This is a genomic window from Desulfobaccales bacterium (assembly GCA_041648175.1).
In the GTDB taxonomy this organism is placed as follows: Bacteria; Desulfobacterota; Desulfobaccia; order Desulfobaccales; family 0-14-0-80-60-11; genus 0-14-0-80-60-11.
This window is the reverse complement of the sequence record JBAZPO010000008.1, coordinates 81,676-104,803: the sequence shown is the minus strand read 5'-3', so window position 1 is coordinate 104,803 and position 23,128 is coordinate 81,676. Positions and strand designations below refer to the sequence as shown.

22 protein-coding genes are annotated in these 23,128 nt (G+C 57.7%); 2 read left to right on the top strand and 20 right to left on the bottom strand.

Going from position 1 to position 23,128, the window contains the following annotated elements:
- Nucleotides 1–31 precede the first annotated feature (31 nt).
- The gene (locus WC600_09390) at nucleotides 32–1,198 is read left to right on the top strand and encodes a potassium channel family protein (GenBank protein ID MFA4902947.1); all 1,167 of its coding nucleotides are present in this window, start codon (nucleotides 32–34) and stop codon (nucleotides 1,196–1,198) included.
- On the top strand, nucleotides 1,198–1,695 hold the full coding sequence (locus WC600_09385) for a cyclic nucleotide-binding domain-containing protein (protein MFA4902946.1): 498 nt from the start codon (nucleotides 1,198–1,200) through the stop codon (nucleotides 1,693–1,695). The genes WC600_09390 and WC600_09385 overlap by 1 nt, the downstream gene beginning before the upstream one ends.
- Nucleotides 1,696–1,823: 128 nt before the next feature.
- Here WC600_09385 and WC600_09380 read toward each other — a convergent pair whose 3' ends face one another.
- From WC600_09380 to WC600_09285, 20 genes are all read right to left on the bottom strand, one after another.
- On the bottom strand, nucleotides 1,824–2,003 hold the full coding sequence (locus tag WC600_09380; GenBank protein MFA4902945.1) for an HNH endonuclease signature motif containing protein: 180 nt from the start codon (nucleotides 2,001–2,003) through the stop codon (nucleotides 1,824–1,826).
- A 542-nt stretch (nucleotides 2,004–2,545) separates the two neighbouring features.
- Nucleotides 2,546–3,865, bottom strand: a complete 1,320-nt coding sequence (gene qatC, locus WC600_09375) for a Qat anti-phage system QueC-like protein QatC (GenBank protein MFA4902944.1) — start codon at nucleotides 3,863–3,865, stop codon at nucleotides 2,546–2,548.
- A 55-nt stretch (nucleotides 3,866–3,920) separates the two neighbouring features.
- Nucleotides 3,921–4,274, bottom strand: a complete 354-nt coding sequence (locus WC600_09370) for a DUF86 domain-containing protein (protein MFA4902943.1) — start codon at nucleotides 4,272–4,274, stop codon at nucleotides 3,921–3,923.
- Entirely contained in the window at nucleotides 4,255–4,569 is a 315-nt protein-coding gene (locus WC600_09365; GenBank protein ID MFA4902942.1) for a nucleotidyltransferase family protein, read from the bottom strand. The genes WC600_09370 and WC600_09365 overlap by 20 nt, the downstream gene beginning before the upstream one ends.
- 97 nt (nucleotides 4,570–4,666) lie before the next feature.
- Nucleotides 4,667–5,353, bottom strand: coding sequence for a hypothetical protein (locus WC600_09360; protein MFA4902941.1), 687 nt, complete (start codon nucleotides 5,351–5,353; stop codon nucleotides 4,667–4,669).
- Nucleotides 5,354–5,449: 96 nt separating this feature from the next.
- On the bottom strand, nucleotides 5,450–6,772 hold the full coding sequence (locus WC600_09355; protein MFA4902940.1) for a radical SAM protein: 1,323 nt from the start codon (nucleotides 6,770–6,772) through the stop codon (nucleotides 5,450–5,452).
- Between the two features lie 4 nt (nucleotides 6,773–6,776).
- Nucleotides 6,777–8,216, bottom strand: coding sequence for a tRNA lysidine(34) synthetase TilS (gene tilS, locus WC600_09350; GenBank protein MFA4902939.1), 1,440 nt, complete (start codon nucleotides 8,214–8,216; stop codon nucleotides 6,777–6,779).
- Between the two features lie 26 nt (nucleotides 8,217–8,242).
- Nucleotides 8,243–8,623 (bottom strand): response regulator, encoded by a 381-nt coding sequence (locus WC600_09345; protein MFA4902938.1) that lies wholly within the window; start codon nucleotides 8,621–8,623, stop codon nucleotides 8,243–8,245.
- A gap of 130 nt (nucleotides 8,624–8,753) precedes the next feature.
- Complete coding sequence (locus WC600_09340; protein ID MFA4902937.1) at nucleotides 8,754–10,580, bottom strand: ATP-binding protein; 1,827 nt, start codon at nucleotides 10,578–10,580, stop codon at nucleotides 8,754–8,756.
- Between the two features lie 209 nt (nucleotides 10,581–10,789).
- Nucleotides 10,790–12,304 carry a hypothetical protein gene (locus WC600_09335; protein ID MFA4902936.1) on the bottom strand — a complete coding sequence of 505 codons (1,515 nt, stop codon included), beginning with the start codon at nucleotides 12,302–12,304 and terminating at the stop codon, nucleotides 10,790–10,792.
- Nucleotides 12,305–12,490: 186 nt separating this feature from the next.
- Nucleotides 12,491–13,780 carry a 3-hexulose-6-phosphate synthase gene (hxlA, locus tag WC600_09330; GenBank protein MFA4902935.1) on the bottom strand — a complete coding sequence of 430 codons (1,290 nt, stop codon included), beginning with the start codon at nucleotides 13,778–13,780 and terminating at the stop codon, nucleotides 12,491–12,493.
- A gap of 70 nt (nucleotides 13,781–13,850) precedes the next feature.
- Entirely contained in the window at nucleotides 13,851–13,985 is a 135-nt protein-coding gene (locus WC600_09325) for a four helix bundle protein (GenBank protein MFA4902934.1), read from the bottom strand.
- Nucleotides 13,986–14,039: 54 nt separating this feature from the next.
- The gene (gene hxlB / locus WC600_09320; GenBank protein ID MFA4902933.1) at nucleotides 14,040–14,657 is read right to left on the bottom strand and encodes a 6-phospho-3-hexuloisomerase; all 618 of its coding nucleotides are present in this window, start codon (nucleotides 14,655–14,657) and stop codon (nucleotides 14,040–14,042) included.
- Between the two features lie 281 nt (nucleotides 14,658–14,938).
- The gene (locus tag WC600_09315) at nucleotides 14,939–17,155 is read right to left on the bottom strand and encodes a formate dehydrogenase subunit gamma (protein MFA4902932.1); all 2,217 of its coding nucleotides are present in this window, start codon (nucleotides 17,153–17,155) and stop codon (nucleotides 14,939–14,941) included.
- Between the two features lie 18 nt (nucleotides 17,156–17,173).
- Nucleotides 17,174–17,497, bottom strand: a complete 324-nt coding sequence (locus tag WC600_09310) for a hypothetical protein (protein MFA4902931.1) — start codon at nucleotides 17,495–17,497, stop codon at nucleotides 17,174–17,176.
- Between the two features lie 484 nt (nucleotides 17,498–17,981).
- On the bottom strand, nucleotides 17,982–19,244 hold the full coding sequence (thiC, locus tag WC600_09305; GenBank protein MFA4902930.1) for a phosphomethylpyrimidine synthase ThiC: 1,263 nt from the start codon (nucleotides 19,242–19,244) through the stop codon (nucleotides 17,982–17,984).
- Between the two features lie 109 nt (nucleotides 19,245–19,353).
- On the bottom strand, nucleotides 19,354–19,968 hold the full coding sequence (locus WC600_09300) for a hypothetical protein (protein MFA4902929.1): 615 nt from the start codon (nucleotides 19,966–19,968) through the stop codon (nucleotides 19,354–19,356).
- Between the two features lie 76 nt (nucleotides 19,969–20,044).
- Nucleotides 20,045–20,734: a phosphoribosyltransferase family protein gene (locus tag WC600_09295; protein MFA4902928.1), complete on the bottom strand. Its 690-nt coding sequence runs from the start codon at nucleotides 20,732–20,734 to the stop codon at nucleotides 20,045–20,047.
- Nucleotides 20,704–21,486, bottom strand: coding sequence for a hypothetical protein (locus tag WC600_09290; protein MFA4902927.1), 783 nt, complete (start codon nucleotides 21,484–21,486; stop codon nucleotides 20,704–20,706). Before WC600_09290 ends, WC600_09295 begins: the two co-directional genes overlap by 31 nt.
- Nucleotides 21,449–23,083: a glycosyltransferase family 39 protein gene (locus tag WC600_09285; protein ID MFA4902926.1), complete on the bottom strand. Its 1,635-nt coding sequence runs from the start codon at nucleotides 23,081–23,083 to the stop codon at nucleotides 21,449–21,451. The genes WC600_09290 and WC600_09285 overlap by 38 nt, the downstream gene beginning before the upstream one ends.
- Between the last annotated feature and the right edge of the window lie 45 nt (nucleotides 23,084–23,128).

Below are 23,128 nucleotides of genomic sequence, written 5' to 3'. Positions count from 1 at the left end.
TTGAACTTTGAACCCTCCAAGCCGGGGAGCTGTGCTTAAAGATTCTCTCACCTCCTTATTCCGGACCCTGCATCGGGAACGGGTGTTTTCCCTGGTCCTGGTCCTGATGGTGATCCTGCTCTTGGGCGCCATCGGGTTTGCCCTGGTTGAACCCGCCGAGGGGCCGTGGTATGACCGTTTCGGGCGGGCCGTGTGGTGGGGCCTGGTCACCTTGACCACCGTAGGTTACGGCGACGTGGTGCCCGTCACCATTCTGGGCCGCTTGGTGGGCATCTCCCTCATGGTAATCGGGTTTATCAGCCTTTCCCTGGTTACCGCTACCGTCGCCTCGGTTTTCATTGAACGCAAGTTTCGCCAGGAGAGAGGTTTGGAAGCCGTTAAAGCCGCACAACATATCCTGCTCCTGGGGTGGCCGGAAGACGCGGAAGCCCTTCTGGACCAGTTGCTCATACGTCTGCCCCAGACCATCCCGGTGGTTCTGATCAACAAAGCTCCACCTGAACAGATGGAGGCCGTCAAAGAAAGATTCCCCGAAGGGGCGCTCTTTTATCTGCGCGGGGACTATTCCCGGGAAGATATCCTCCTGAAGGCCAATGTCCGGGGGGCCTTCAAGGCCATTATCCTGGCCGACCGGCAACCGGGAGAAACCGCGGCCCAGGTGGATCAACGCACCCTGTTCACTGCCCTCACCTTAAAGGCCCTCCACAACAAGATTCGCATCCTGGCCGAACTGCTGCGGCCGGAAAACCGCGCCTATCTTGAGCGGGCCGGAGCCGAGGAGGTCTTGATCCGGGGTCAATACGACAGCTCGCTCCTGGCGGGGGCCATCGCGTCTCCGGCCCTGTACCGCGTCTACACCTCGCTGCTCCTGGGGGATGGGCAAACCCTGTGGGATGTGGAAGTCCCCAGTTATTTCAACGGTCGTCCCTTGAGCGAGTTTGCCGCCTTCCTCCAGGAACAGCATCAGGGCATCCTCATCGGCGTGTATACCGAGGGCCGGGCCTTGAGCCTCGAAGACTTGTTGTCCGACGAGCCTTCGGCCATTGATGACTTTATCCGTCGCAAATTTGCCGAAACCAAGATGTCCCATCTCCTGGGGCGTACCAAGGTCGACTACCAGATCAATCCACCCCTTTCCCAGATTGTGGGGCCGCGCCAATATGCCGTGGTCATCGCTATAAAGAGGCCGGATCTCTGATGCAGGATGCCGCTTTTTTCCGGAAAATCTTCTTGTTCCAGGATCTGGAAGAGGGTGAAATTCATCAGGTGCTCACTCGCACTGTGCCCCGGGTCTTTCCCGCCGGGGAGGTCATCATCCTGGAAGGCGACCCCGGCGACAGTCTCTTCATCATGCAATCCGGGGAAGTGGAGATCACCAAGCAACTCACCCTGGTGCTGGATGAAGACACCCCCAAAGAGCGGGTGTTTATCCGCCTGAACGCCGAGCACGGAGTCTATTTCGGCGAAATGGCCCTGCTGGAAAACGAAACCCGGTCGGCCACGGTGACTGCCCTGACCGATTGCTCCTTGCTGGAGCTGCATCAAAAGGATTTTCTTGACCTGATCGAGCGCAATCCCGCCATGGGGGTCAAGCTGATCTTGCGTCTGGCCCAGGTCCTCTCCCGCCATCTGCGCAAAACCAATCAGGACGTGGTCAAACTAACCACGGCCCTGGCCGTCTCCCTGGGAGGCTAAAGGCGAAGGTTTTGATGATAATGGGCAGGCCGATAGACAGATGTGTCGAAGGACCTGCCAAGCTGGACAAATAAACCAGCCTGGCAGGTTAATAGGCCCCTGAAGTTTTCACTCAGAGGGGTTATTGGTTAACTGCAAGACCAGGGGTAGGCATCCCCTTTGCTGCGATTGTCTTCCCATTGCAGCGGCTGGAGGTTTCCGAGTTCGTCCCCTCCGCCTTTGGCCACCGGCTTGATGTGGTCAACTTCCCAACCATTCTTAGAGTTGGTGTTCCCATACTCCGAGTATTTCATAGGCTGACCACACATATCATACCGCCAGACGGCTGAATCATAGCCCGGAATTATTCTTCCCTTATTCCAGACCTGACCTACTGTCGCCGAGCCGAATGACCGTCCCTGATTGTCAGTGCTACGGTTTCTGGGCAAAATACATCAGCCCTCCTTTGGAGGGACCTTTTTTAGTTGACATTTTTTCCTGTCGCTACTATCTTATGTTTAGTTAGAGTTTGTGAAAACAGGTACAATTGTCAACCGCTCCCGGTCCCTTCCTGAGATTAGGGAGCAAACTAAAAGCCTTCCGATGCTGATACATTGGAGGGCTTTTGTTTATCCATATGTATCCCTACCACACAATATCTTGGGTGTCAAGGAACAAATGACCACAATAATTATACCCTCAGATAGATAGCCTTTTCGTGAAAGGAGGGCACCCATGGATAACTTAACCTTCCAATCTCGCCCCCAATCCAAGCCTGAAAAAAGCCCGCAGGCGGGAAAGCGAAGCGCATCCCGCCTTTAGCATTTTGCCAAAGACTAATTTTGCCGGAGCTTTCTTGCCCCCAGTATAATCAAGCCATATAAGCCTGCACCCACCCCGGCCCTTTATCCCGGAGCCAGCCGGTGATTTCCTGGAACCCCCGGGCCAGCACCTGGCGGGCCAGGGGCAATCGCGCCACCAGGGCCTCAGGAGTTCCCCCCAACATGAGGCGCGCTTCCACGTCCGCCGGGGTTTCCTCCCAGGCCTTGACCGCCAGCAGCAAAGCCCGCAGGTCTCCTCCCCGGACCCGGTGCGCCAAGATATCCGGGTCAGCCAAAACATCCCGCCGGTAGTCTTCGCCCCGATCCCATCCCAGCGCGTGCAGCGCAATCCTTCGCATCAGGCAGGGATAGCAATAGCCGCACGAGCCCGCGGCGCCACCCTGCCAACGGGAGACCACCGGCCGGGCGCAGGACACGCTCAACCTGAAAAGCCGTTCCAGGAGTTCCCGGTTGCGGCAGCAGCTTACCATCTTCCCCTTGGAGAGAAGTTGATAAGGATTGACCAGCGGAGTCGCACAATTCGCCTCTCGCCAGAGGTTTGTGAGCTGCTCCAAAAAGTGGGGATGGGTGGTGCGGGTGCTGTAACTGCCCAGGCGGTTGACGGTCAGGGGCGGATTGAGACTGATCCAACCGTTTTCCGGGATGATCAAGGAAGTATCAGTGCCCCAGGGCGCAGCCGCAGTCAGCCCCAAGGCCAGGTAAAGCAGTGACCGGCTCCGCATGGTCAGCTCCGGGGCCTCGGGGAATTGCACCCGAATCCCCAGGTGATGCACTCGATCCGAGCCATAATGACCAATCAACGCTGCGGCCAGATTTTGCTGGACGGAGGCCAGTTGCCCAAAATCATAGTGGCTCACCAACAGCAGGCGCTGCCCGGCCTCCAAAAAATCAACGGCCCCCACCAGGGAATCCAGCCCCCCGGAGAACAGCATCACCCCATCAGGCGACCAGGGGTGGGGCCACTTACTGTTAATTCCCAGGTCCAGGGGCGCTTCCCGCAACTTCAGGGTCCAGTCATCCCCGGTGAGAAAATTGAAGACCGCCTCCATGCGCGGGGCCAGGGGCAGCCACGCAGGACTGACGGGCAGATGCAGGGTGAGCTGCCTGGTCCAGGCATCGACTGTCTTCTGGCGCGGCTGCAATTTATCCGCGGTCCAAACCCCCAGGGCCGCCAGCAGGAAGGCTTGGACCGACTGGTCCGGAGGCCGAGGAGTGCTGAATAGCCGGGAAAGATTCTGGTGCAGAGGATAGCCGGACTGGCCCGGCTCATCCAAATGGATGACCGCAGACATCCCCGGCGGCGGCCGGCGTTTTTCGTTAGGGGCTTTCAGGTAAAGGTGGGCCGCCATGAACGGGCCTCATTCTTATATCACGCATCATAGCACCTAAGTGTGCGAACTGAAGCTATCGTTGCAGCACCTTCTCTTTGTCCAGTATCGTCTTTATTTTTTGATGAAGGACTGGTATTTTATTTTGAACAACATCCCAGACAATATCATAGTCCACCCCGAAGTAGTCGTGAATAAGGCGATCCCTCATCCCTGCCATTGAGCGCCAGTCAACTTCGGGGTATTTTTGTTTCAGTGCATCAGTGACTTTCTTCGAGGCCTCCCCAATGATCTCAATACTCCTTGCAAAGGCACGCTTTAGTGTCTCGCTGCCCATGAATCGATCCACGCTCAACCCCTGGCTTTCAGTAATCAGATACTCGGTTTCATCAAGGATATGGCGCAGATATTCAAGCGGCGAGAGCGACATATTCCACCTCTTTCAAAATATGCGGACCAAGATACGGACTAAGGGATTCTGCCGTTATAACTTCTACTTTTCGCTGCAAAATATCCTCAAGGAAAAAAGACAGTTCCATAAAGGCATCAAATGTTTTCTTTCCCACTTCAAATTCCACGAGCAGATCTATATCGCTATCGGGATGCTGTTCCCCACGGACAAATGATCCGAACAACCCTATCCTACTTACACCAAGCGCCTTGAGGCGAACCTGGTTTTGGCGAAGAATCATCAATATGTCCTGTTTTGTTTTGATAGTAGCCATTATGCGTTCCTCATAACTTTAAGACACAATGATGGTTAGAAACAGTCATTCGTGGGACTTTGCCCCTGGCATTCGCGCACTATTCCTGTAATTCTCATCACCCAAATTTATCCATCAAAGCCGCCATTATTTCCGTGACCCAGATCCAACCCGCGAGCCCCTGCCAGTGATCGGGGCTGATCGGAGGTGCCGGTTGCTCATTTTCCTCCGGGATATTAACCTCGATCAATTGTTTAATGTGGTTGAATCCGTCCTTAAGCCGCCCATAACTGCCTGCAGCGGCTTCCAGGGGCTCCCCCAGATCCTGGGCCAGACGGAGGGCGACCGCAGTGGCCAGAAACTGCCGCACCAGATTCGCAGGTGTTGCCTCGTCCCCGGATTGCAACGCCCGTCGCAGCACCAGCGCCAGAGTAGTCCGCACCGCGGCCTCTTCCAATCCGCCGCCACTACCGGCCAAAACCCCGCTCAACCCTTGAGCCAGCATCGTGACCTCACCGTGAACCAGCGGCGCCAGGCCTCGTTCTTGCAAACTCCGCTCCCATCCCTGAGCCTTCACTTCTTCCCCAAAAGCCCCCAGTTCCTGGCCAACTTTCCGGGTAAACCGGAACACCGCCAAGCGGTCCCCCTGCCCCGGCGTCTCCTCTGCGGCCGCCAGATACCGGGTCACCACTTCCCGTGCATTCAGCTCGCCGCCGCCCTCCGGCGACAGATACCGGGTGGCCGCCCCTTTGGCCGCCCGCCATAACGCCGTAGTCGGCCCCCGCCGGGCACTGGACGTTCCCATATGACTGCCTTTATGAATGAGGTGAGGGGAGGACCAGGGTAGCGGCCACTTATGAAGGCCCAGAGCCCTTCCCCCAGTTCAACCGTACCACAACTTTTACCAGGCGGCCAGACGTTTGAGCCGGGAATAGCGCTCCCAGGAGAACTGCGGCCAGCAGGGAAACAAAGAGTTATTATGGAAGATGGGGTCAGCGTTCAGGTCGTAGCGGGAGGTGGCCTGGGCCCGGCTCCACAGGGCGGTGCCGGGAATGGGGGAGTACAAGGCCAGCACCGGGGTGGCCCCCAAGGCTTTGACCTCATTGATGGAAGCCACAACTTCGGCTTCCTCCTGATCCGGCAGGCCGATGAGGAGGTAGACCCCGATCGATTCCCGGGAAAATCCGGCCTCTCGCAAGAGGGCCAGGGCGGTTTCCAGTTCACCTTTCGCAAGTTTCTGGTCCAGGCGGGCCGGCCCCAGCGCGGTGGTTTCCGCTCCCAGGCGCAGGGTGACAAAATTGGCCCGTTTGAGCCAACGGGCCACTTCCCGCGTGATGAGCCGGGCGTGGAGGCCGTTGGGGGTATGGAACTGAAAGCTGCGGCTTAGGCGTGCCAGTTCTTCCAGAATCACCAGCAGATGCTCTTCCGCCGCCACCAGCAGGGCATCGTCATAAAACGCCGCATCGCTGAGCCCCAAGCGCTCCTGCCAGTAGATCAACTCTTCGGCCACTGCCAGAGGCTGCCTCCGCCGGTAAGCAGGTTGAAGCAGGCGCGAGGCGCAGTACGAGCATTCCAGGGGGCAGCCCCGGGAGGTGAGGATAGGGATATAGGACGGATGATTAAGGAGCTGCAAGGCCGGATAGGGAAGAGAGTCCAGCGCATCCCTTTTTGCAGGGGTTGGCCCTGGGCTGGGCCAAGCGGTGATTTCCTCAAGGAGAGTGAAAACAGCCGCCTCCCCCGGTCCAGCGACCACTCGGTCGGCGCCGCTGTGCTGGCGGGCATGCTCCGGACACAAAGTGGCGTAGATTCCTCCCAATACAACAGGGACATCGGGGAAGTGTTCTCGGGCCAACCGAATGGCCGCGGCCACTCCCGGATACCAATAGGTCATCAGGGAGGTCACCAGGATGGCCGCGGGTTTGGGAATCTGAGCCAGGCGCGCCCGGAATGCCGCCTCACTGATGCCATAGCGCCCGTACCGCCGGGCGATGCCTTGCAAGGCCGGAGGCGGCGGCAGGATTTCCTTAGGGTAGCGGCCGGTGCCGAAAGGTCCAGGCTTGGCGTGCGGCGCGCCCAGGCAATCCAGGAAATGTACCGCGTAGCCCCGCGCCTCCAAAAGCCCCGCCAGATAGAGCAGCCCCAACGGCTGGGCGAAATAATCATAAGCCGCGAAATCGTAGATCCAGGGGTTGATCAACAGGAGCGGGGGACCGGACTGAGACAAACTCTCAATTCCTTATCTGACGCAGAATCTCGGAGATACGGGTGGTGTCAGGAGTGGTGGGTGTCACGGCAATTTCCAGCATATCCCGGCTGGTTGAAAGGAGTTTCACCGGCTCGGCCAGACGCAGGCCCGCGACCCAGATAATCTCCTGAGCGCTGGTCACCAGGGGGAGATGGGGTCTGAGCCAACGGGGAATTTTCGCATCCACCAGGAAATCTTGGAGTTTTTTGGGACCCGGGGCGCCCTGGGGCCAAAAGCGGTCTCCGGCGCGCCAACCTCGCACCTTAAGGGGCAGGGAGACCCGAGCCGGGTTGAACCAGGCCACCTCTGGGGACGGCCAGGCGTCCCCGGGCTGACTGGGGCGGCGGGTCAACCTCCAGCGCCAGCCCTCGGGGGACTCCACCTCCCCCGCTCTGTCTGGCAGCAGGGTGACCTCTCGAGACGGTTCGGGCAGGCCTCTTAAAATATGCAAGGCTGCCGCGGCTCGGGCAACCTGGACGTTTTCCCCCAGCGAGATCAGCCCGCCGCTTCGCTCACTTTTGGCCAAGGCCAACAGAGAGCCAACTTGAGCGGCGGTGAGAGTGAGATTCGCCCCGATTTTACCCACCCCGAACCTGAGCACCCGGCGCTGCAAGGGCCCCTCCAGGGCTAAAAACCGTTCGAGATCCAAGGCAAAACAGTCCTCGGCCAATCTCCGGGCAATGCGGTTCCAGGCCGCGACCGTATCTTGGCGCAAGAGGAACTCATCTTCTCGGAGCAGAGTCTGGGTCCGCCAGATGGTTTGGGCCAGACGGGGGTTGTAGAATTGGGTGAGGTGAGGCAAGAGGTCCAGGCGCACCCGGTTCCGCAAGTAGGCCCGGCTCAGGTTACTGGCATCAACGCGGTAAGCAAGGTTTTCCTGCTCCAGCCAGGCCAACAGGACCGCCTTACCTATGGCCAGCAAAGGCCGCACCAGGCCTTCGGGGGTGGTTGGCTCCATGCCTTTCAGACCTTCCAGCCCTGCGCCCCGCAGCAGGCGCAGCCAGAAGAGTTCCACCTGATCGTCCGCGGTGTGGCCCAAGGCCAGCCTGGTGTAAGCGTGAACGTTACGGGTGTCCTGGAAAAATTGGCGCCGCAGCTTCCGGGCCGCCATCTGGATTGAAACCTTGTCCCTACGAGCCGCCTCTTTCACCTGTCCACGCCCCATATGGCAAGGTAGGCCCAGGCGCTGGGCCAGGTGGGCCACAAAGTCCGCGTCACGCCGGGAGTCTTCTCCCCTAAGGCCGTGGTCATAGTGGGCCATGCCCAGCTCCAGACTCAGCACCGGGCGTAGCCGTATCAGAAGATGGACCAGGGCTACCGAATCCGGGCCGCCGGATACCGCCACCAGGACCCGGTCGTTGGAGGTGAACAGGTGCTCCCGCCGGGCATAGCCAAGCACCGCCTCGGGAAGATCTCCGGCCAAGGCGGGGTCTTCCATAAATGCGAGGTTTACGTCACCGGGGAGGGACAAAGCTGGGCGATTACCTCTAAAATGGTGTCCTTGGAAAAGGGTTTGGCCAGAAACCGGTCCACCACGCCTTCCAGGCCGGCAAGTTCCGGTAGGTGGGGTAATTCGGAAGAAATCATGACGATGCGGCAATCCGGTTGGAACTGTTTCAGGCGCCTGGCTACCTCCAGGCCGTTGAGGTGGGGCAGGTGATAATCCAACACGGCCACCTCATAGCGCTGAGGGAAGTGACCGGCTTCCAGTTCCTGGTCAAACCCGTCCCGGGTCGTGACCTGGTAACCGGCGCGACCCAGGATTGACACCAGGGCTTCCCGGATCCAGCGCTCATCATCGATCACTAAAATCCAGGGGCTCGGGTCCACTGACAACTCCCATCGACCAGCACATAGCGTGCACGGTAAGAGTTAGCCATCCCTCCTAAAGGGCAGGAAATTTCGGTGGCATGTGGGGAAAATGGCTCAAATATCTGTTATTTTATCTGAGACATCCCCGTTAATGCAAGTCAGGGCTGGAGATTTTCGAGGCCACCCGCGCCTCTTCCTCTGAGCCTGCCGATTCTAAGTCTTCCTGGGCAGCGGGAAAAGACAGGTGAAAAGCCGCGCCGTGACCGGGAGTGCTCTCCAACCAGATACGCCCCTGGTTGGCCTCGACTAGAGTCTTGCAGATATAGAGCCCTAACCCTGAGCCGTTATTCTTGTGACGGGAAAGGCGGTATTTTTCGAACAGGTGCTCCTGTTCCTCAAGGCTCAGGCCACAGCCCGTATCCGCCACGACAAGTTCAACTTCCCCGTGGTCATGGGCAGGGAGAGCTTGCACCTGGATTTTGCCGCCTCGGGGCGTCGCGGCCAGGGCGTTGACCAAAAGATTGGCCAAGACGCGATCCAGGGAAGGCTCATCAACCATGATGGCGGGCAGGTTCGGTGGCGGCGGGGCCACTAGATTCACCCCCTGGTGCTGGGCCAGCGCCCCGAAGTGATGGAGCAGACGCTGGATGATAAAGCCAGGAGGAACCGGCTCGGGTCTTAAGGCCAGGCGCCCGGATTCAAACCGGCTTAAGTCCAAAACATTGTGGAGGTGCAGGAGGAGGCCTTCGCTCCGTTCTATGATGCCTTGCAACTTGTGATGAATCTCAGGAGGCAGAGTTTCGTCCTCCAGGGCCTCGATAGTGAGGCGCACCCCGGTCAGGGGAGCCTTGATGTCGTGGACGATCATGGAGAGAAAATCGGCATTGGCGGCAACGCGATCCCGCTCTTCCTGGAGGAGCCGGGTCTTTTCCCCCAGGGCCCGGATCATGGCATTGAAGGATTCGGCCAGTTCCCCCAACTCATCGTGACTGGTCACCGGGATATCTCCAGCCAGTTCCTCCAGTGTAGCTTTCCGAGTGCCTTCGGATAAATGGGCTATCTGGCGGCGCATCCCGGAGGACAGCCAGAAACTGAGAAGCCCCCCGATCACAGCCGCAGCCCCTCCCACCCCGAAGATGATCAGCTTCAGGGTCATGAGCGTCGGTTCCAGCTCTCGCCGGCTGACCCCCACCACGATCAGGCTTTCCCAGGGTTGATCGACTTCTTCCAAGGGGAGATAAGTGATGGTATAGTCCTCATTCCCCAGTTGGAGCCGCTGGGCCTGTTCCAGCCCTTGCCCCTTGATTGCCAGGTCGCGGTGGCGCTGGAGCTGATTTAGGGCGCTCTCGGACAGGTCTTTAAAGGAATTGACCACCAGGCGATTACCGAAGAAGATGGCCACCTCGGCCCCGGGGCGCGTCAGAGACTCCACGAAACCCTTGTCAATGAGGAGGCCGGTAAGAATCACCCCCACTACCTTGTTGTCGTAGCGAATGGGGGACGAGGCGCTCAAGGCAATGGAATCTTTCCACTGGGTCATGCGAGAGGCTTCTTTACCTTGAAGACCGGCACGCACCAAGGGATTGCCGGAAATATTGACACCCATACCCTCGGGGTCGTGGACCCGCACCTGGATGACCCCCTGATAGTCAGTAATAGTGAGGATGTGGAGCCCGGTGGCAATCATCATGGGAGTTACCAAGCGCCGCAAGGCCTCTGCATTGCCGGTAGCCAGTAGCTCCCCGTATGTGGGGTTGTCGGCCAGGAGATTGGCTGCCTGCTCAACCCGTTGGAGTTTCTCTCGGTATTCCGCCAGTACAAGGCGACCCACCAACTCCACCCGTTGACGGTGCCATTCCAGGATTTGCCGGGTGGCCAAGTATTGCATCACCAGGAGCAGACCCACCAAAGCCACCAGCAGGGACAACAGGGTGACCCCTAAGAGCTTGCTACCGACCTTGTTCTTTCTCCACATAATTGAAATAATAGCACATTTGGGAAGATTGGAAAATGGCCCGTTCATCGAGCGCCTCTGGTGAAAAAATTAATTGCGGGGAATTTCTTGATGGGGTTTTTAACCCGGATTATTCCTAAAAAGTCCTTAAAAGAGAGAAGGTATCTGTTAGATGCTGTTGGTAATGACTTCAATGGAACCTTTTCTCTTCTCTATGAAAAACGGGACAATTAAGGTTTGGGGTTCAAGACAAAATTTTCAGGATTCCCCGGTAAGTACTGCCATGTCATAGTTTGCGGGGAAGCTAACAGTTTGGCTAACTGCTCCGGACTGGCGGGAGTTCCTAAAGGTTCAGGGTTATCATCACCGTCTTGATCCGATAATTTTAATAAGGTCACATTTAAATTGGAGTTCTGATAAAGCAACCTCATGTGCCAGGGGAGGGCATTGCGGAAAACTAATATGCGATATCCGTCTATATGACCCCGGCGAGTGGTACGAGGGCGGCTGATACTATCAGGGAAATCAACCAAAACCAGACGAATGCCGTCCGGCTTCTCGGGTAAGTTACTCCTTATTTTTTGGATACCGGCATCATAAATCCGGGTAGCCTCCATATAGTATTTTATTGACTGGTGGAAGGCGTAGAGGTCCGTGGCGAGATATCCGATGATAACCAGTGAAATGAACAACCAGACAAACTTCCGGGCATAGAGGCGCAGCCTCAAAGTTCCCAGTAGGTCCGCCAATACCAGGGCAGCGAATATTCCTGGGAAATAGAGATAGCGGGATTGAAAATTGGCCCCGATGGTATGGGGCAAGCAAGCCCCTACCCACAACAGCAACAGGGCAGTAAAGCGTCTTTTTTCCGGTCCTTGCTTGACATACCAGACCCCCATTAAAACAATCAATAACACCATAACCAGCATTATAGAGACTGGAGTGATGCCTTCGACGACAAACAAGAAAGGTTCAGAGAGCCCATGGAAAAAGGTGCTAAAGATCGTTCTGGTCAGAGTTAGATATTTCTTGAGCATGGGGATATTCGTAACGTACGGTTTAATACCAAGAAAATGGCGGATCAGCAAAAAAATCCCCGCGCTGCCGAAACTCCAGAAATGCAGCCTGAGGCCTGAAAGGGGAGTAACCTTATCCGCTTCGGAGACCCTCCAGGGCCGGTAATAGGTGTCCAGGCACAGTCCCAATAAAGGGAGGATCAAGCCGGTAGATTCCAGGGACATCCCTATGGTCACCATGATCAAGTAGCCCCAACCCCAAATTGAGGCTCTCTTTTGCCGCAAACGAATCAGACAGATCAAGGCGGCCAATCCGCAACTGGTGGCCAAGACCTTAGGAATAGTGCTCAACCAGAAATAGGTCTCGAACGCGGTGGAGTTGAAAAGCGCCAGGAGCCCGGCGACCCAACATTGCCAGGACTCAAATTCTAATTCTTGGGCCAGCACGTATACCAGCCAAGCATTGATGAATATCAACGCTAGATGAACGACATGATAGGGCAGAGGAAATAACTGAAAGGTTTTATAGAGGCCGGAATAAATCGCCATAGCGGGAACATAAAAGTTCCATTGGTACGCTGCAAAATTAAACCAATTTTGCTGGCTTCCATAAAGGTCTCCGGCAAAATCCCCCAAAAAACCGACCCTGAGGGCGGGATAGAAAACCAGAAACCCCATGAGCATGAAGGAGCTTAAGGCCAATAAAGCCTTACTAGTGGTCCGAATCATAATTAGCTGGACATTAAATTAGGTCGGGGTAGCTGGATTTAGTAGCTTAAGTCCCCCTTTGAAAAAGGGGGATTTCAGGGAGTTATAAAAATCTCCCTGCCCCCCTTTAGGAAAGGGGATAAAAAAAACCGCATATCTAGGGCCACTTTAATTGTGCAACACACCACTACATTTCGACATGGTTAATCAGACCTTCTTTTCCCAACGGAGCAAATCCGTCACTTGAGCCAGAGTGCGGCCTTCTTTGATTTCTTCCCGGATGCGGTTTTCTTTTTCCAAAACGTCCATGGCCCGGTTGGCGTATTCCACGGCGATCTTCTGGGGCAGAACCGCGACGCCGTCGTCGTCTCCCAGGAGCCAGTCGCCGGACTCCACCTTGAGGCCGCCGACCCGGATGGGTACGCCGATTTCCCCGAAACCCTTGGGCTCTCCGGCGTTGGGCATCACCAGGCGCGAGAAGGCCGGAAAGCCCAGCTTGACGATATCGCCTGTGTCCCGAATGGCCCCGTCGATGACCACCCCGCCCACGCCCCGTTGGATGGCCGAATGGGTGGCCAGTTCGCCCCAGATGGCCGGCCCTACGCCGCCTGCGTCGATCACCAGAATATCCCCCGGTTGGGCGACGTCGATGGCCTCCACCGGTTTGGCCCAATCGCCGGGATAGGTGCGCACCGTCAAGGCCCGGCCTGCCAGGCGGCACCCCGGGAACAGGGCCCGCAAGCCTTGCAACACCCCGCCCCGATGCAGGGCGTCCGAGAGATTGGCCGCGGACACCATGGAAAGCACCCGGTGAATCTCTGCCTCGCCGCCCCGCTTGAACAATGTCGTGGGGATGACCGCACCTTCATCCAGGGCCCGGCGAATCTCCATGGTGGCTATGGCAGGATCTAAAGCCTTGGTGATAGCGCCGCCCACGATAACATAGGCGGCCCCGTGGGCGATGGCCGCGGCCGCGGTTTCGGAGTTGATGCCGCCTGCCACCCCCACGGGAAGGTGCACCGCCTGGCTGACCTCATAGAGGATGGCAAAAGGATCGCGGCCCCGCATCTGCTCGTCGATGGCCACGTGCACCGCGATATAATCGGCCCCTAAGGCCTCAACCTGGCGGGCCCGGGTCACGGGATCGGCCACGGCGATCAAGTCTACCGCAATTTTGGCGCCGTAATTCTTCCCGGCCTGGATGCATTCCTCGATGGTGGCGTCGGTGGCCGTACCCAGGACGTCGATGATTTGAGCTCCGGCCTTGGCTGCGGACTCCACTTCAATGCGCCCCGCATCCATAATCTTCATGTCGGCCACAATTGTCTTGCCGGGAAAGAGCCTTTTTAGCTCCCGCACCGCATCCAGACCCTCGCTCTTGATAAGGGGTGTCCCGGCTTCCACCCAATCCACCCCGGCGGGTACGGCCAGTTCGGCCACGCGCACGGCCCGGTGCAAATCCACGAAGTCTAATGCGAGTTGCAATATTGGAGGCATGATTGTTGTTCCTTATGGACCCAGAGATTAGGGAATAGAGATTAGGGGTTAGATATTGGGGATGATTTTTTCAATGCGGATAGCTGGTCAGTCCAAAGATTTCTTCTTTGGGAAACCCTTGGCTGGCGCGATAAACTTCGGTAACGAGGGCCATGGATTTCTGCCAGGCCACTAAATCTTTGAAAGAGCGCACTTCGTGCCCCATTTTGGCTGAACCTCAACCTCCTGGTTCCTAATCTCTAACCCCTAATCCCTGCCCCTACTCCAAATCAGCGTGGCGGTCCAGGACTTCGCCCCGGTTGCGGCCTAGGCGCCGCTGGTAGAGGATCAGCACCACCGCTTCCAGGAAGAAGAAAGTAGCCTGTTCGAAGAGGCTGCCCGGGCACTGCACCGAATTGGCTTCCCGGTTCAGGGTCAGTTTGGTGGTCCCGGGAACGGTGATGGTGACCTGGGCTTCTTTGCCGATGGTGGAGGCCGCATGAGTGGTCAGGGCCAGAGTACGGGCTTCCGCCTGATTGGCCCGGCGCTGCATCTCCCGGGGTTGGGCGGTCTCGCCGGAGCCGGACATGACGATGAGCAGGTCATTGGGGCGGACCCGGGGGGTAATAGTCTCCCCCACGGAATAAACGGTGAAACCCAAGTGCATCAGCCGCATCAAAAAGCCCCGGAGGATAAATCCCGAGCGGCCCGCAGCGCAGCCGAAGATGCGAGGTGCGGTTTCCAGTTCCTTGATGAGGGTCTCGGCCATATCGGGAGTAATCTGGGCCAGCACTCCTCCCAGTTCCTCGTGCATATGGTCCAAAGCCTGAGTGAATTTCAGCCCTTGGGCAGGCTCAGGGGCGACCATGGCCCCCTGGGTGTGTGGCAGACAATCCATCCTCTTCCCTCCTTAAGTCTCGGTCCAAATCCTTGGATCCAAGCTCCCCATCGCATGGGAGGAGTCTTAAGGGAAATTTAACACAACCCCAGGAAAAACACCACAATTGTCATAGATTGACGGGAGCAGACAGATTTTTTTAGGTGGCCGATCGAAGGTCAGGTATGGGATGTGGTCAGAACAGATGGTAGGGGCGACCCTGTGGGCCACCCCTTGAGTTAAAATAATCGCCAATCGTTCGCAGGCCGGGGGCCTGATACGCTCAGGCCCCGGCCACCTGGTTAGGATTCTGGCGGCTTATCCTGCTTTGCAGCCGGCTTTTCTCCGGCGCTCATCTCCTTGTACCACTCCGAGTGGTGCTTCTTGGCCCACAGACGGCTCACCTTGCCGTCCACCATGGCGCTCCAGGTGCCGGGGTTGGCGATGGTTCCCAAGTAGGCGTGGGCGATGATGGTGGCCACGAAGATGATGGCGAAGAAGCCGTGGACCGTGGACAGAAAGCAGTTAAGGGTCAACGGCAGGCTGGCCTTGAAGATGAGCAGGATGCCGGTTATCCCCATAATGAGGGAGAGGACCACCGAGAGCCAGAAGAAAATCTTCTGGCCGGCGTTAAGCCTCCCCGCCGGGACCTCAACTTCTTTGCCGCCGATATAGCCGCCGCGCTTTTTCAGCCATTCCTTATCGTAGCTCACGAATCCGGCGTCTTTGTACCACAGCACGAGACTGACAATGGAGGCGGCCACGAAGATGAGGCCAGCCACCCAGTGGATGATGACTGCGGAACCTTGCGAACCGAAGAACATCCGCAGCATGGTGACATTGTTGTAGAAGAAGATGTAGCCCGTAAAGAACAGGATCAGGAAGGTGACCATGCGAACCAGGTGGGTCCAGCGCTCCGCCAGGCTGAACCGCTGGATTTCGCCGGGCGCGGCGTAGAAATCCGCCACCTTGGGGCCTTGCCCGGTGTAATGCAGCACCAGGACAAAGACCAGGAGCAAGATGACCCAGCTCACATAAGGCGTCAGATAGATCTGGTGAATCTGATTAAAGGTGAAGGCCCAGGGCTGGCAACCGAAGAGCCGGCCGGAACTGATGGTCACCGGTTTGCCGTCAGGTCCGAACATGTCGGTGACGATCTGGCCTTTAAACATGTGGGCCGTATCCGAGTGGCAGTCGCCGCAGCCGTTGGCTCCTAAGGCCTGGCTCACCGGGGCTACGTTGTGGTTGATATTGAAGCCCTCAAGCTGGCCGGCCCAGGTGGTGTCCTTGCCGCTCACCACCTCGCCCTTGTCGTTTAAGAAGTGCATCATGCCGCCCTTGTGGTAGTACGGCTTGACCTGCTGGAACCGCTTGTCCCCCTTCAGCGTCTCCGAAAACGCCGTCAGGACGATCTTGATCTGCTCCGGCGTGTGCACTTCCGGTTTCATGGGATTTTTGGGGTTGAGTTGAGGTTTAGCCTTTTCGTAGCCTTTTTTCAGTTCCCGGGCAAACAGGGGATAATTGATGCCGTCCTTGTCCTGATTAGTAAAGAAAACCGAGTTGAACCGATTCACCGGCCAAAGCTTGCCGTGTTCGTCCCGCTGGAAGGCCGGCTGCCAGGTGAACTCCTCCCCGATCTTTTTGGCCCCGAGCTTCGGGTAGTTTACCATCTGGCCGGTGGTGACATCAAAGCCTTCGAAGCCCGCCCGGTGCAAGGCCGGAATGTGGCAGACCTCGCAGGACAGCTTGTCCAGGTGGTTGGGCCGGATGGACAGGTGCTGGGGCCGGGTGGCGCCCATATAGCCCGATTCATGACATTCCTTGCAGGTCTTGATGGTGTTGTCCAGGTTGTCCGCCACCGTGGAGACAAACTCATGGCCCTTGGCAAAGTTGTGCTCAATCTTGGTGACCTTCAGTTTTTTGTCTTCAACGGACGGGTGGCAGTGGGCGCAATTCATGCCCTGCAAGTTATGGACGTCAGGGTTGATCCGGTCGTTCCAGGAGAAGCCCCGCTTCTTCACGTCCGCGAGGCCGTGACAGAAAACGCAATTTTCAGCCGGCGGAGGATAGGAGAGGTCCACAACGATCTTGCCGTCTTCATTGAACAGGCGCTTGTTGTACGCTACTTTGGGCGGCACACCTTCTTTGACGGTGCCGCTCACCAGTCCGACGCCCGAAGCCGCCACCGTGGCCCACTTGAAGTTCAGGGACTGCAGTTGGTTATTGCGTTCCTTGAAATTGTAGCCTGGCAGGTGGCAGATGAAGCAGTCGGCCTCGATAACGCCGGTTTTGTCCCACTTGCTCTGGTAGTAATCGCCGTCCAGAGTTTGGGCCAGTTGAGGTTCAGCCGCCAGGCGCTTGTCGAACCGTTTGCCGTCGCGGTCAAACTCCATACCGCCGCCGCCGGGATGGCAGCCGCCGCAGCCGGGCACTCCCGGCATCTTGGGGTCGCCCGCCGCGGCAAAGGCGAAGGGGGTCAGGTCGATTTCATCGGGATTTTGGTTGTGCTTTTTCGCCAACTGGCGAAAAGAGGGCGGTCAGAACTTCCCCATCATGCCGTCGGACAAGACCCAGGGTTTCTTTTTGGAGAAATCGTCCTTGATCTTGTTCCAACCCTGCTGGAAGTGATAGCCCTTGGTGATCTGGTCGTAGTTATGGCAGGAGCCGCAGGTCTGTCGCGTGCTGTAGGGCTGGTCGGCATTTTCGCCGGTAAGGGGATTGATGATCTTGCCGTCGTCGGTCTTCAAAAAGAAGGGGGGGCAGGTGCGGGTCTTGGCGCTGGCCAGCGAAGGCGTCAGTACCATGAGAGCCCCCAGAACCACAGCCAGTAACCCCCAGAAACGATATCCTCTGTATGCCATACCTGCTCCTTTCCGCGGGAGGTTGATGTCTGCCGGAAATTTCAGCGCGCAGACCAGCAGCTTAGGTTACTAAATCAAAAGCAAGGAACATGCCAGAATCAAGAAACCAGCAGGAATGCGGGTTTGATGGAAATTTGCGGAATGGTGTTAAGGTTTGTTAATTAGCAGGTGTTAATACTTGCGCTCATAAAGGTAATTTCAATGAAGTTAGGCGCCGACTGAACCCTCGTTTCTGAAAGCGCTAGCCTAAAGGCAGGGAGAGGAAGTCCCCCTTTGAAAAAGGGGGATTTAGGGGGATTTGGATTTTCACGGTAAAACCTGTGGTTACTAAATTACCTATTTGAACGCATTTCCTTATTAATCTATGTCACCTTAAAATATGAAAATACCCGTGTAGGGGCGGGTTTCAAACCCGCCCCTACGATTTTTGCTTACGGGGTTGGGGGTGGGGTTGGGCTTCCGTCCCTGGCCCCTCCCCAAGAACTTATTCCTCGAATTTATCGTCAAACACCTTCATGGCGCAGAACTTGCCGCACATGGTGCACTGGTCGTCTTTGGCCTGGGAGAGGTCCCGGTAGCGCCGGGCTTTGGTGGGGTTGATGGAAAGCTTGATCTGGGTATCCCAGTCTAAGGCCCGGCGGGCCTGAGACATTTTCAGGTCCCAGTCCGCGGCGCCGGGCAGGCCCCGGGCGATGTCCGCGGCGTGGGCCGCGATGCGGGAGGCCACCACGCCGTCGATGACATCCTCCACTTCCGGGAGTTTCAGATGTTCGGCAGGGGTGACGTAACACAAAAAGGCCGCGCCCAGGGTGGCGGCCAAGGCCCCCCCGATGGCCCCGGCGATATGATCGTAGCCTGAGGCCACGTCGGTGACCAGGGGCCCGAGAACATAAAACGGGGCGTTGGCGCAATATTTCTGCTGAAGGCGGACGTTTTTTTGGATGGCGTTAAGTGGCAAGTGGCCCGGCCCTTCCACTATGACCTGGACGCCCGCGGCCCAGGCGCGTTTGGTGAGTTCGCCCAAAACTTTCAGTTCGTGGAGCTGGGCCTTGTCGGTGGCGTCGGCGAGACAGCCGGGGCGCAGGCCATCCCCCAGGGAAAGGGTGACGTCGTACTCTTTGGCAATGGCCAGCAGCTTGTCATAGTGCTCGTACAGGGGATTTTCCCGCTTATACCGGCGCATCCAGGCTGAGAGGAAGGCGCCCCCCCGGGAGACCACGCCGGTGACTCGCTTTTTGAGCAAGGGTAGAGCGGCTCGCGTGACCCCGCAGTGTACCGTGACGAAGTCCACGCCTTGTTTGGCGTGGTGGTGCACCATGCCCAGAAGGTCGTCGGCCTTGACGTCATCCAGGCTTTTGGCTTCGGTCATCACCTGGTAGATGGGCACGGTGCCGAAGGGCGCCGGACAGTTGGCCAGGAGCGCGGTGCGAATTTCATCCAGGTTGCCGCCGGTGGACAGGTCCATGACCGCATCCGCCCCGTACGTGAGGGCTGCGGCTAATTTGGCCTGTTCTTTTTCCAGACTCACGTCGTGGGGCGAGGTGCCGATATTGGCGTTGATCTTGACCCGGACGCCGGCTCCGATAGCCGCGGGTTTAAGCCCCCGGTGCTCCCGGTTGGCCGGGACCGCGACAGTGCCCAGAGCCAAACCCTGGCGAATGATCTCGGGGTCCACGCCCTCGGCGGCCGCGGCCTGTTCCATGGCCAGCGTAATCTTGCCTGCTAATGCTGCTTCCCTCTGCGTCATAAGGGTATTTTATCTTAACGTTTGTGAAAATGGAAGGTTTGGGGGGAGGTTGTTAAAGAGGGGATAGGGGCCACTTACAAAAAAGCCCCTGGCCCCCTCTCCCATGGATCTATCTCTCCTCGAAGATCAGGCCCTCCAGCGCAGGCCAATCGGCCACTTCCGGAAAGGGGTGGGAACGGCGGTTCCAGGGTTGGGCAAAGACGATGGGGGTAATGCCGTGGTCGGCTAGTTGCAGGCAAGTTTCCAACCGGTCTTCCACGAAATACTGAATGCCGTGGTCCTTGAGGTAGTGAATCTTGGTATCGGGGTCGCCGGTGGCCAGGACCCGGATGGCCGCAGGCGATACCGCAGCCAGGTTGCGCTGCAGCCAGCGTTCGATGGGCCAGGCCCGGTCCCGGGCCGTCACAAATAAGAGCGGTGTTTCCTGGGCCAGGCGGGTCAAGACCGGCACGGCTTGGGGGAAGGGCGCAATAGCCAGTTCATGGGGCCGGTCGATGAGCTCCCGGATGAGTTCGTCGATGATCCCGGTTGGCAGGTCCAGGCATTCCGAAAGCATGAAGGTGGTGATATGCTCGTAGCGCAGGTGATGCCCCTGGTTGTAACGTTCCCGGGCCAGGTCCAGAAAAGTAGTCATGATATCGGCAACCACGCCATCGATATCAAAGGCCAACCGATTTTTGGGGATGGGAGCCGGTAACAGGTTTGAAGGTAGAGATTTGTTCATTTTGAGGTGGCCAAGCAGAGCTTGGAAAGGATAAATAGGGCGTGCCGTGCACGCCGATATGGGGCCAGGGGCCGCCCTATGAATTATCTTGAGCCAATGATTCCAGAATTTTTAGGACTTCGTCCTCGGTGAGATCATACCAGTTTTCATAAGCCTCGGCTACGGCGAAGGAATAGCCACCCCGCACGTTGAGGCAGTAAAGCTCATCCACCAGGGGAAGCAGGTCAAAGACGGTGTGCTCGGACGCGGTGGGCACCGCGACAATGAGTTTCCCGGCCCCCTGGGCCTTGAGGAAGCCGACCGCGGCCCGCATGGTATAGCCCGAGGCCAGGCCGTCATCCACCACCAGGGCTGGGCGGCCGGAAAGAAGGGCGTAGGGTTTGCCGTGCCGGAGACGTTTTTCCCGCTGCTTTAGGCCTGCGGCGGTCGTTTGTACCTGGGCGTCGATATCTGCGGGGGAAAGAGACATGCGGCGGATCAAATCTTCGTTGAAGATCGCCTGGCCGCCGGGGTCCAGCGCCCCGAACCCCGCTTCCGTGGTCCAGGGAAGCTGAATTTTGCGGACGATGATGAGATCCAGAGGCATCGCCAGAGCCCGGGCGATTTCTGTGGCTACCGGCACGCCGCCGGCGGGGATGGCAAAGAGGCCCACGTCAGTCCCTCGATAGCCGTCCAGAAAACCAGCTAGCCGCCGGCCCGCATCAGTGCGGTCAACAAAGACCTGAATATGATCCCTTAAGGCAGGGTCTTCGATGAGTTTTCCCATGATCGGCAGAACTCCTCTTCCAGAGCGGCGACGCGATCCCGGAACTCGGCCTGGGAAAGGCAGGCTCCGGTCAGTCCGCCCTTAAAGCTGATTTCTGAAAGATAAGGCCGGCCGCCTTCAGGATCAAGGAGCAGGTCCAGGATGGCATAAGGAAAGTTCCCCCGGGCCATCACCTCCCGGCAAAAATGCTGTCGTTCTTGGGTGAGGGTAAAAGGACGGGAGGAACCTCCCTGAAAAAGATTCTTACGAAAACTGTGGGGGTTGAGCCGTTCATAGGCCTCGACATAGTCGCCCAATACCACCACCCGAACATCCCGGGCGTCTGCCAGGAAAGGCTGGACAACCAGAGGGTAGGTGAGCCCCTGGAGGCTTGCCAGACTGTACAGGGTTTCCAATGAGGGCCAGAGGCTGACCCCCAGGCCCAGGTGGCCACGGTCCCGTTTGGCCACCACTGCATCCCGGCCCTGAAATTCGGGGAGGTGTGCGGCCAGATCGGCCAGGGCATAAGCCACAAAACTCCCGGGAACCATATAGTCCGCCAAAACTTCAGCCTGGGCCGCTTTGGAGCGGCTTAAGAATTGGGACAGAACCGCAGGGAAGAAGGCCACTTCTTTGGCCATCAGGTCCAGCATTTTAATCTCTTCGCCGGACCGCACCGCCAGGACGCCGACCACCAGGTCACCGGAAGCGAGCTGCCGATAGAGGCGGCGGAAATCAGTGATGGAACGTATTAACCGGCGCTGGCTGGACATCGTTCTGACTGGCAAGTCTGATCAGACTATCTTTATGGTAGGAGGCCAAGGTTCGATTGATCAATTGTAACATCTTTTTTTCTGATTTTCTCAATATATAGATATCGTAATAATCTACCTGGGCGATGCGGCGCCACTCCCGGTTGATGCGCGCCGCCGGATAGATCTGCTTGAAAACGCCCTTGCCGAAGGTCCCCAGGATCAGGACGTCGGCCCCCACCTGATCAAAGTTATAAGGTTCTTTCCTGGGGTTATGCAGCACTACCTGGTCCGGGGTGGATTCCACGAAGTAATATGACGGCATGAGGTGGATTCGGTGGTCATCATCCAGGAAGGCCAGTTCATATTCCGGGGTTTCGATGAGGCAGCGATTGGGCACGTGCATGCGGAGATACTGTACCAGGCGCATGGGGGTATCACTGCGACAGGTGAGGATCTGCTTAAAAAAATCCAGGCCGGTGGCCGGACAGAACAGGACGAGACCAACCGCGATGATGCCAGGGGCCAACCAGCGGGGCGGGCGGGCGCAGTCCCCGGCTGCCAGCCGGGTCGCACCTTGCTTGAGGAAATAAGCGGCCAGTGGACAAGCCAAAAAAAGGGCCGGTAGAGCGAAGCGGTGCCAAAAGACCGCGGTAAGGTAAACCGCGCTCCAAAGCAGGAAGTTCCAAATCCATAAGTTCATCCCGATGGAGGGAGTTTCTTTCTTCCAGATCCAGACAACCCCCAGGGCTCCCAGCCAGAAAAGCGGGTCCTGCAGCAGCAAAAGCACACTCTCGGGATAGATGCGGCCGATAGTCAGGGGCGTGAAAAACTCGTGGCAGAGGAGCTTTTTCTGCGCCAGGAAATGGAGGGCCGCGCCTGACAGGCTCCCCAGGATCAGCGCCTTGAGCAACAGGTAGGCCAATAGCGGCAAGGCCGCACCAACGGCGAAGGCCAGGACCCGAAGCGCCAGACGCCTTTTTTCGCCCCAGGTCTGCCGGGCCATAATAATTAAAGGGGGTAGGAAGGCCAGGCCATAAAATTCCTTGGCGTCAAAAGCCAGCCCCAAAAATACCCCGCCCAACAACAGGGGCCAGAGCGGTCGGGATTCAAGGCCCCGGATCAGAAAGCAGAGGGCGCACAGGAAGAGCCCCAGGGCAGGAATATCCCCCAAGACCGAGCGGCCCCAGTAAAAAACATCGGTGCCCAGAAGGGCCAGGGCCACGGCCAACAAGGCCGTAAAGGAGCCCCAGAGGCGACGGGACACCACGAACAGGGCCAGGAAGGTGAGGACCAGATAGGCCCCGGACACCAGCCGGCCGGAAAACAGATTGACGCCGAAAATTTTGTAGGCCAGGGCCACGGGCAGGATCACCGCGGGCCCCGCGCTGATCCGAAAGTCCAGATCATTTAACTGATTGGGACTTTGCACCGTAAAGGCGTAGCGGTTATGTTGCGCCAGGTTAGCGGCGGTTTCGGAAAAGATGGCCTCATCCCACCAGATAGTGGGATAATTGGCCAGGTTATAAAAACTGCTGACGAGAATCAGGATGCTTAGCAGCAGGCCGACCCAGAAGGATAAGCCCGTAGGCTCGAAAGAATCGTCAAAGGACTTCACAGCCGCTATCGCCTCATGCCTAATCTTAATTCAGCCACCCCAACA

Excerpts from the sequence above, each read along its gene's own strand:
- WC600_09335 (MFA4902936.1), bottom strand. The coding sequence starts at position 12,304 with ATGATTCGGACCACTAGTAAGGCTTTATTGGCCTTAAGCTCCTTCATG.
- WC600_09360 (MFA4902941.1), bottom strand. The coding sequence starts at position 5,353 with ATGGGAACGTCCAGTGCCCGGCGGGGGCCGACTACGGCGTTATGGCGG.
- WC600_09385 (MFA4902946.1), top strand. The coding sequence starts at position 1,198 with ATGCAGGATGCCGCTTTTTTCCGGAAAATCTTCTTGTTCCAGGATCTG.
- qatC (MFA4902944.1), bottom strand. The coding sequence starts at position 3,865 with ATGGCGGCCCACCTTTACCTGAAAGCCCCTAACGAAAAACGCCGGCCG.
- WC600_09290 (MFA4902927.1), bottom strand. The coding sequence starts at position 21,486 with ATGTCCAGCCAGCGCCGGTTAATACGTTCCATCACTGATTTCCGCCGC.
- WC600_09300 (MFA4902929.1), bottom strand. The coding sequence starts at position 19,968 with ATGAACAAATCTCTACCTTCAAACCTGTTACCGGCTCCCATCCCCAAA.
- WC600_09365 (MFA4902942.1), bottom strand. The coding sequence starts at position 4,569 with ATGGCTACTATCAAAACAAAACAGGACATATTGATGATTCTTCGCCAA.
- WC600_09380 (MFA4902945.1), bottom strand. The coding sequence starts at position 2,003 with ATGTGTGGTCAGCCTATGAAATACTCGGAGTATGGGAACACCAACTCT.
- WC600_09310 (MFA4902931.1), bottom strand. The coding sequence starts at position 17,497 with ATGGCATACAGAGGATATCGTTTCTGGGGGTTACTGGCTGTGGTTCTG.
- thiC (MFA4902930.1), bottom strand. The coding sequence starts at position 19,244 with ATGACGCAGAGGGAAGCAGCATTAGCAGGCAAGATTACGCTGGCCATG.
- WC600_09370 (MFA4902943.1), bottom strand. The coding sequence starts at position 4,274 with ATGTCGCTCTCGCCGCTTGAATATCTGCGCCATATCCTTGATGAAACC.
- hxlA (MFA4902935.1), bottom strand. The coding sequence starts at position 13,780 with ATGCCTCCAATATTGCAACTCGCATTAGACTTCGTGGATTTGCACCGG.
- WC600_09295 (MFA4902928.1), bottom strand. The coding sequence starts at position 20,734 with ATGGGAAAACTCATCGAAGACCCTGCCTTAAGGGATCATATTCAGGTC.
- hxlB (MFA4902933.1), bottom strand. The coding sequence starts at position 14,657 with ATGGATTGTCTGCCACACACCCAGGGGGCCATGGTCGCCCCTGAGCCT.
- WC600_09340 (MFA4902937.1), bottom strand. The coding sequence starts at position 10,580 with ATGTGGAGAAAGAACAAGGTCGGTAGCAAGCTCTTAGGGGTCACCCTG.
- WC600_09325 (MFA4902934.1), bottom strand. The coding sequence starts at position 13,985 with ATGGGGCACGAAGTGCGCTCTTTCAAAGATTTAGTGGCCTGGCAGAAA.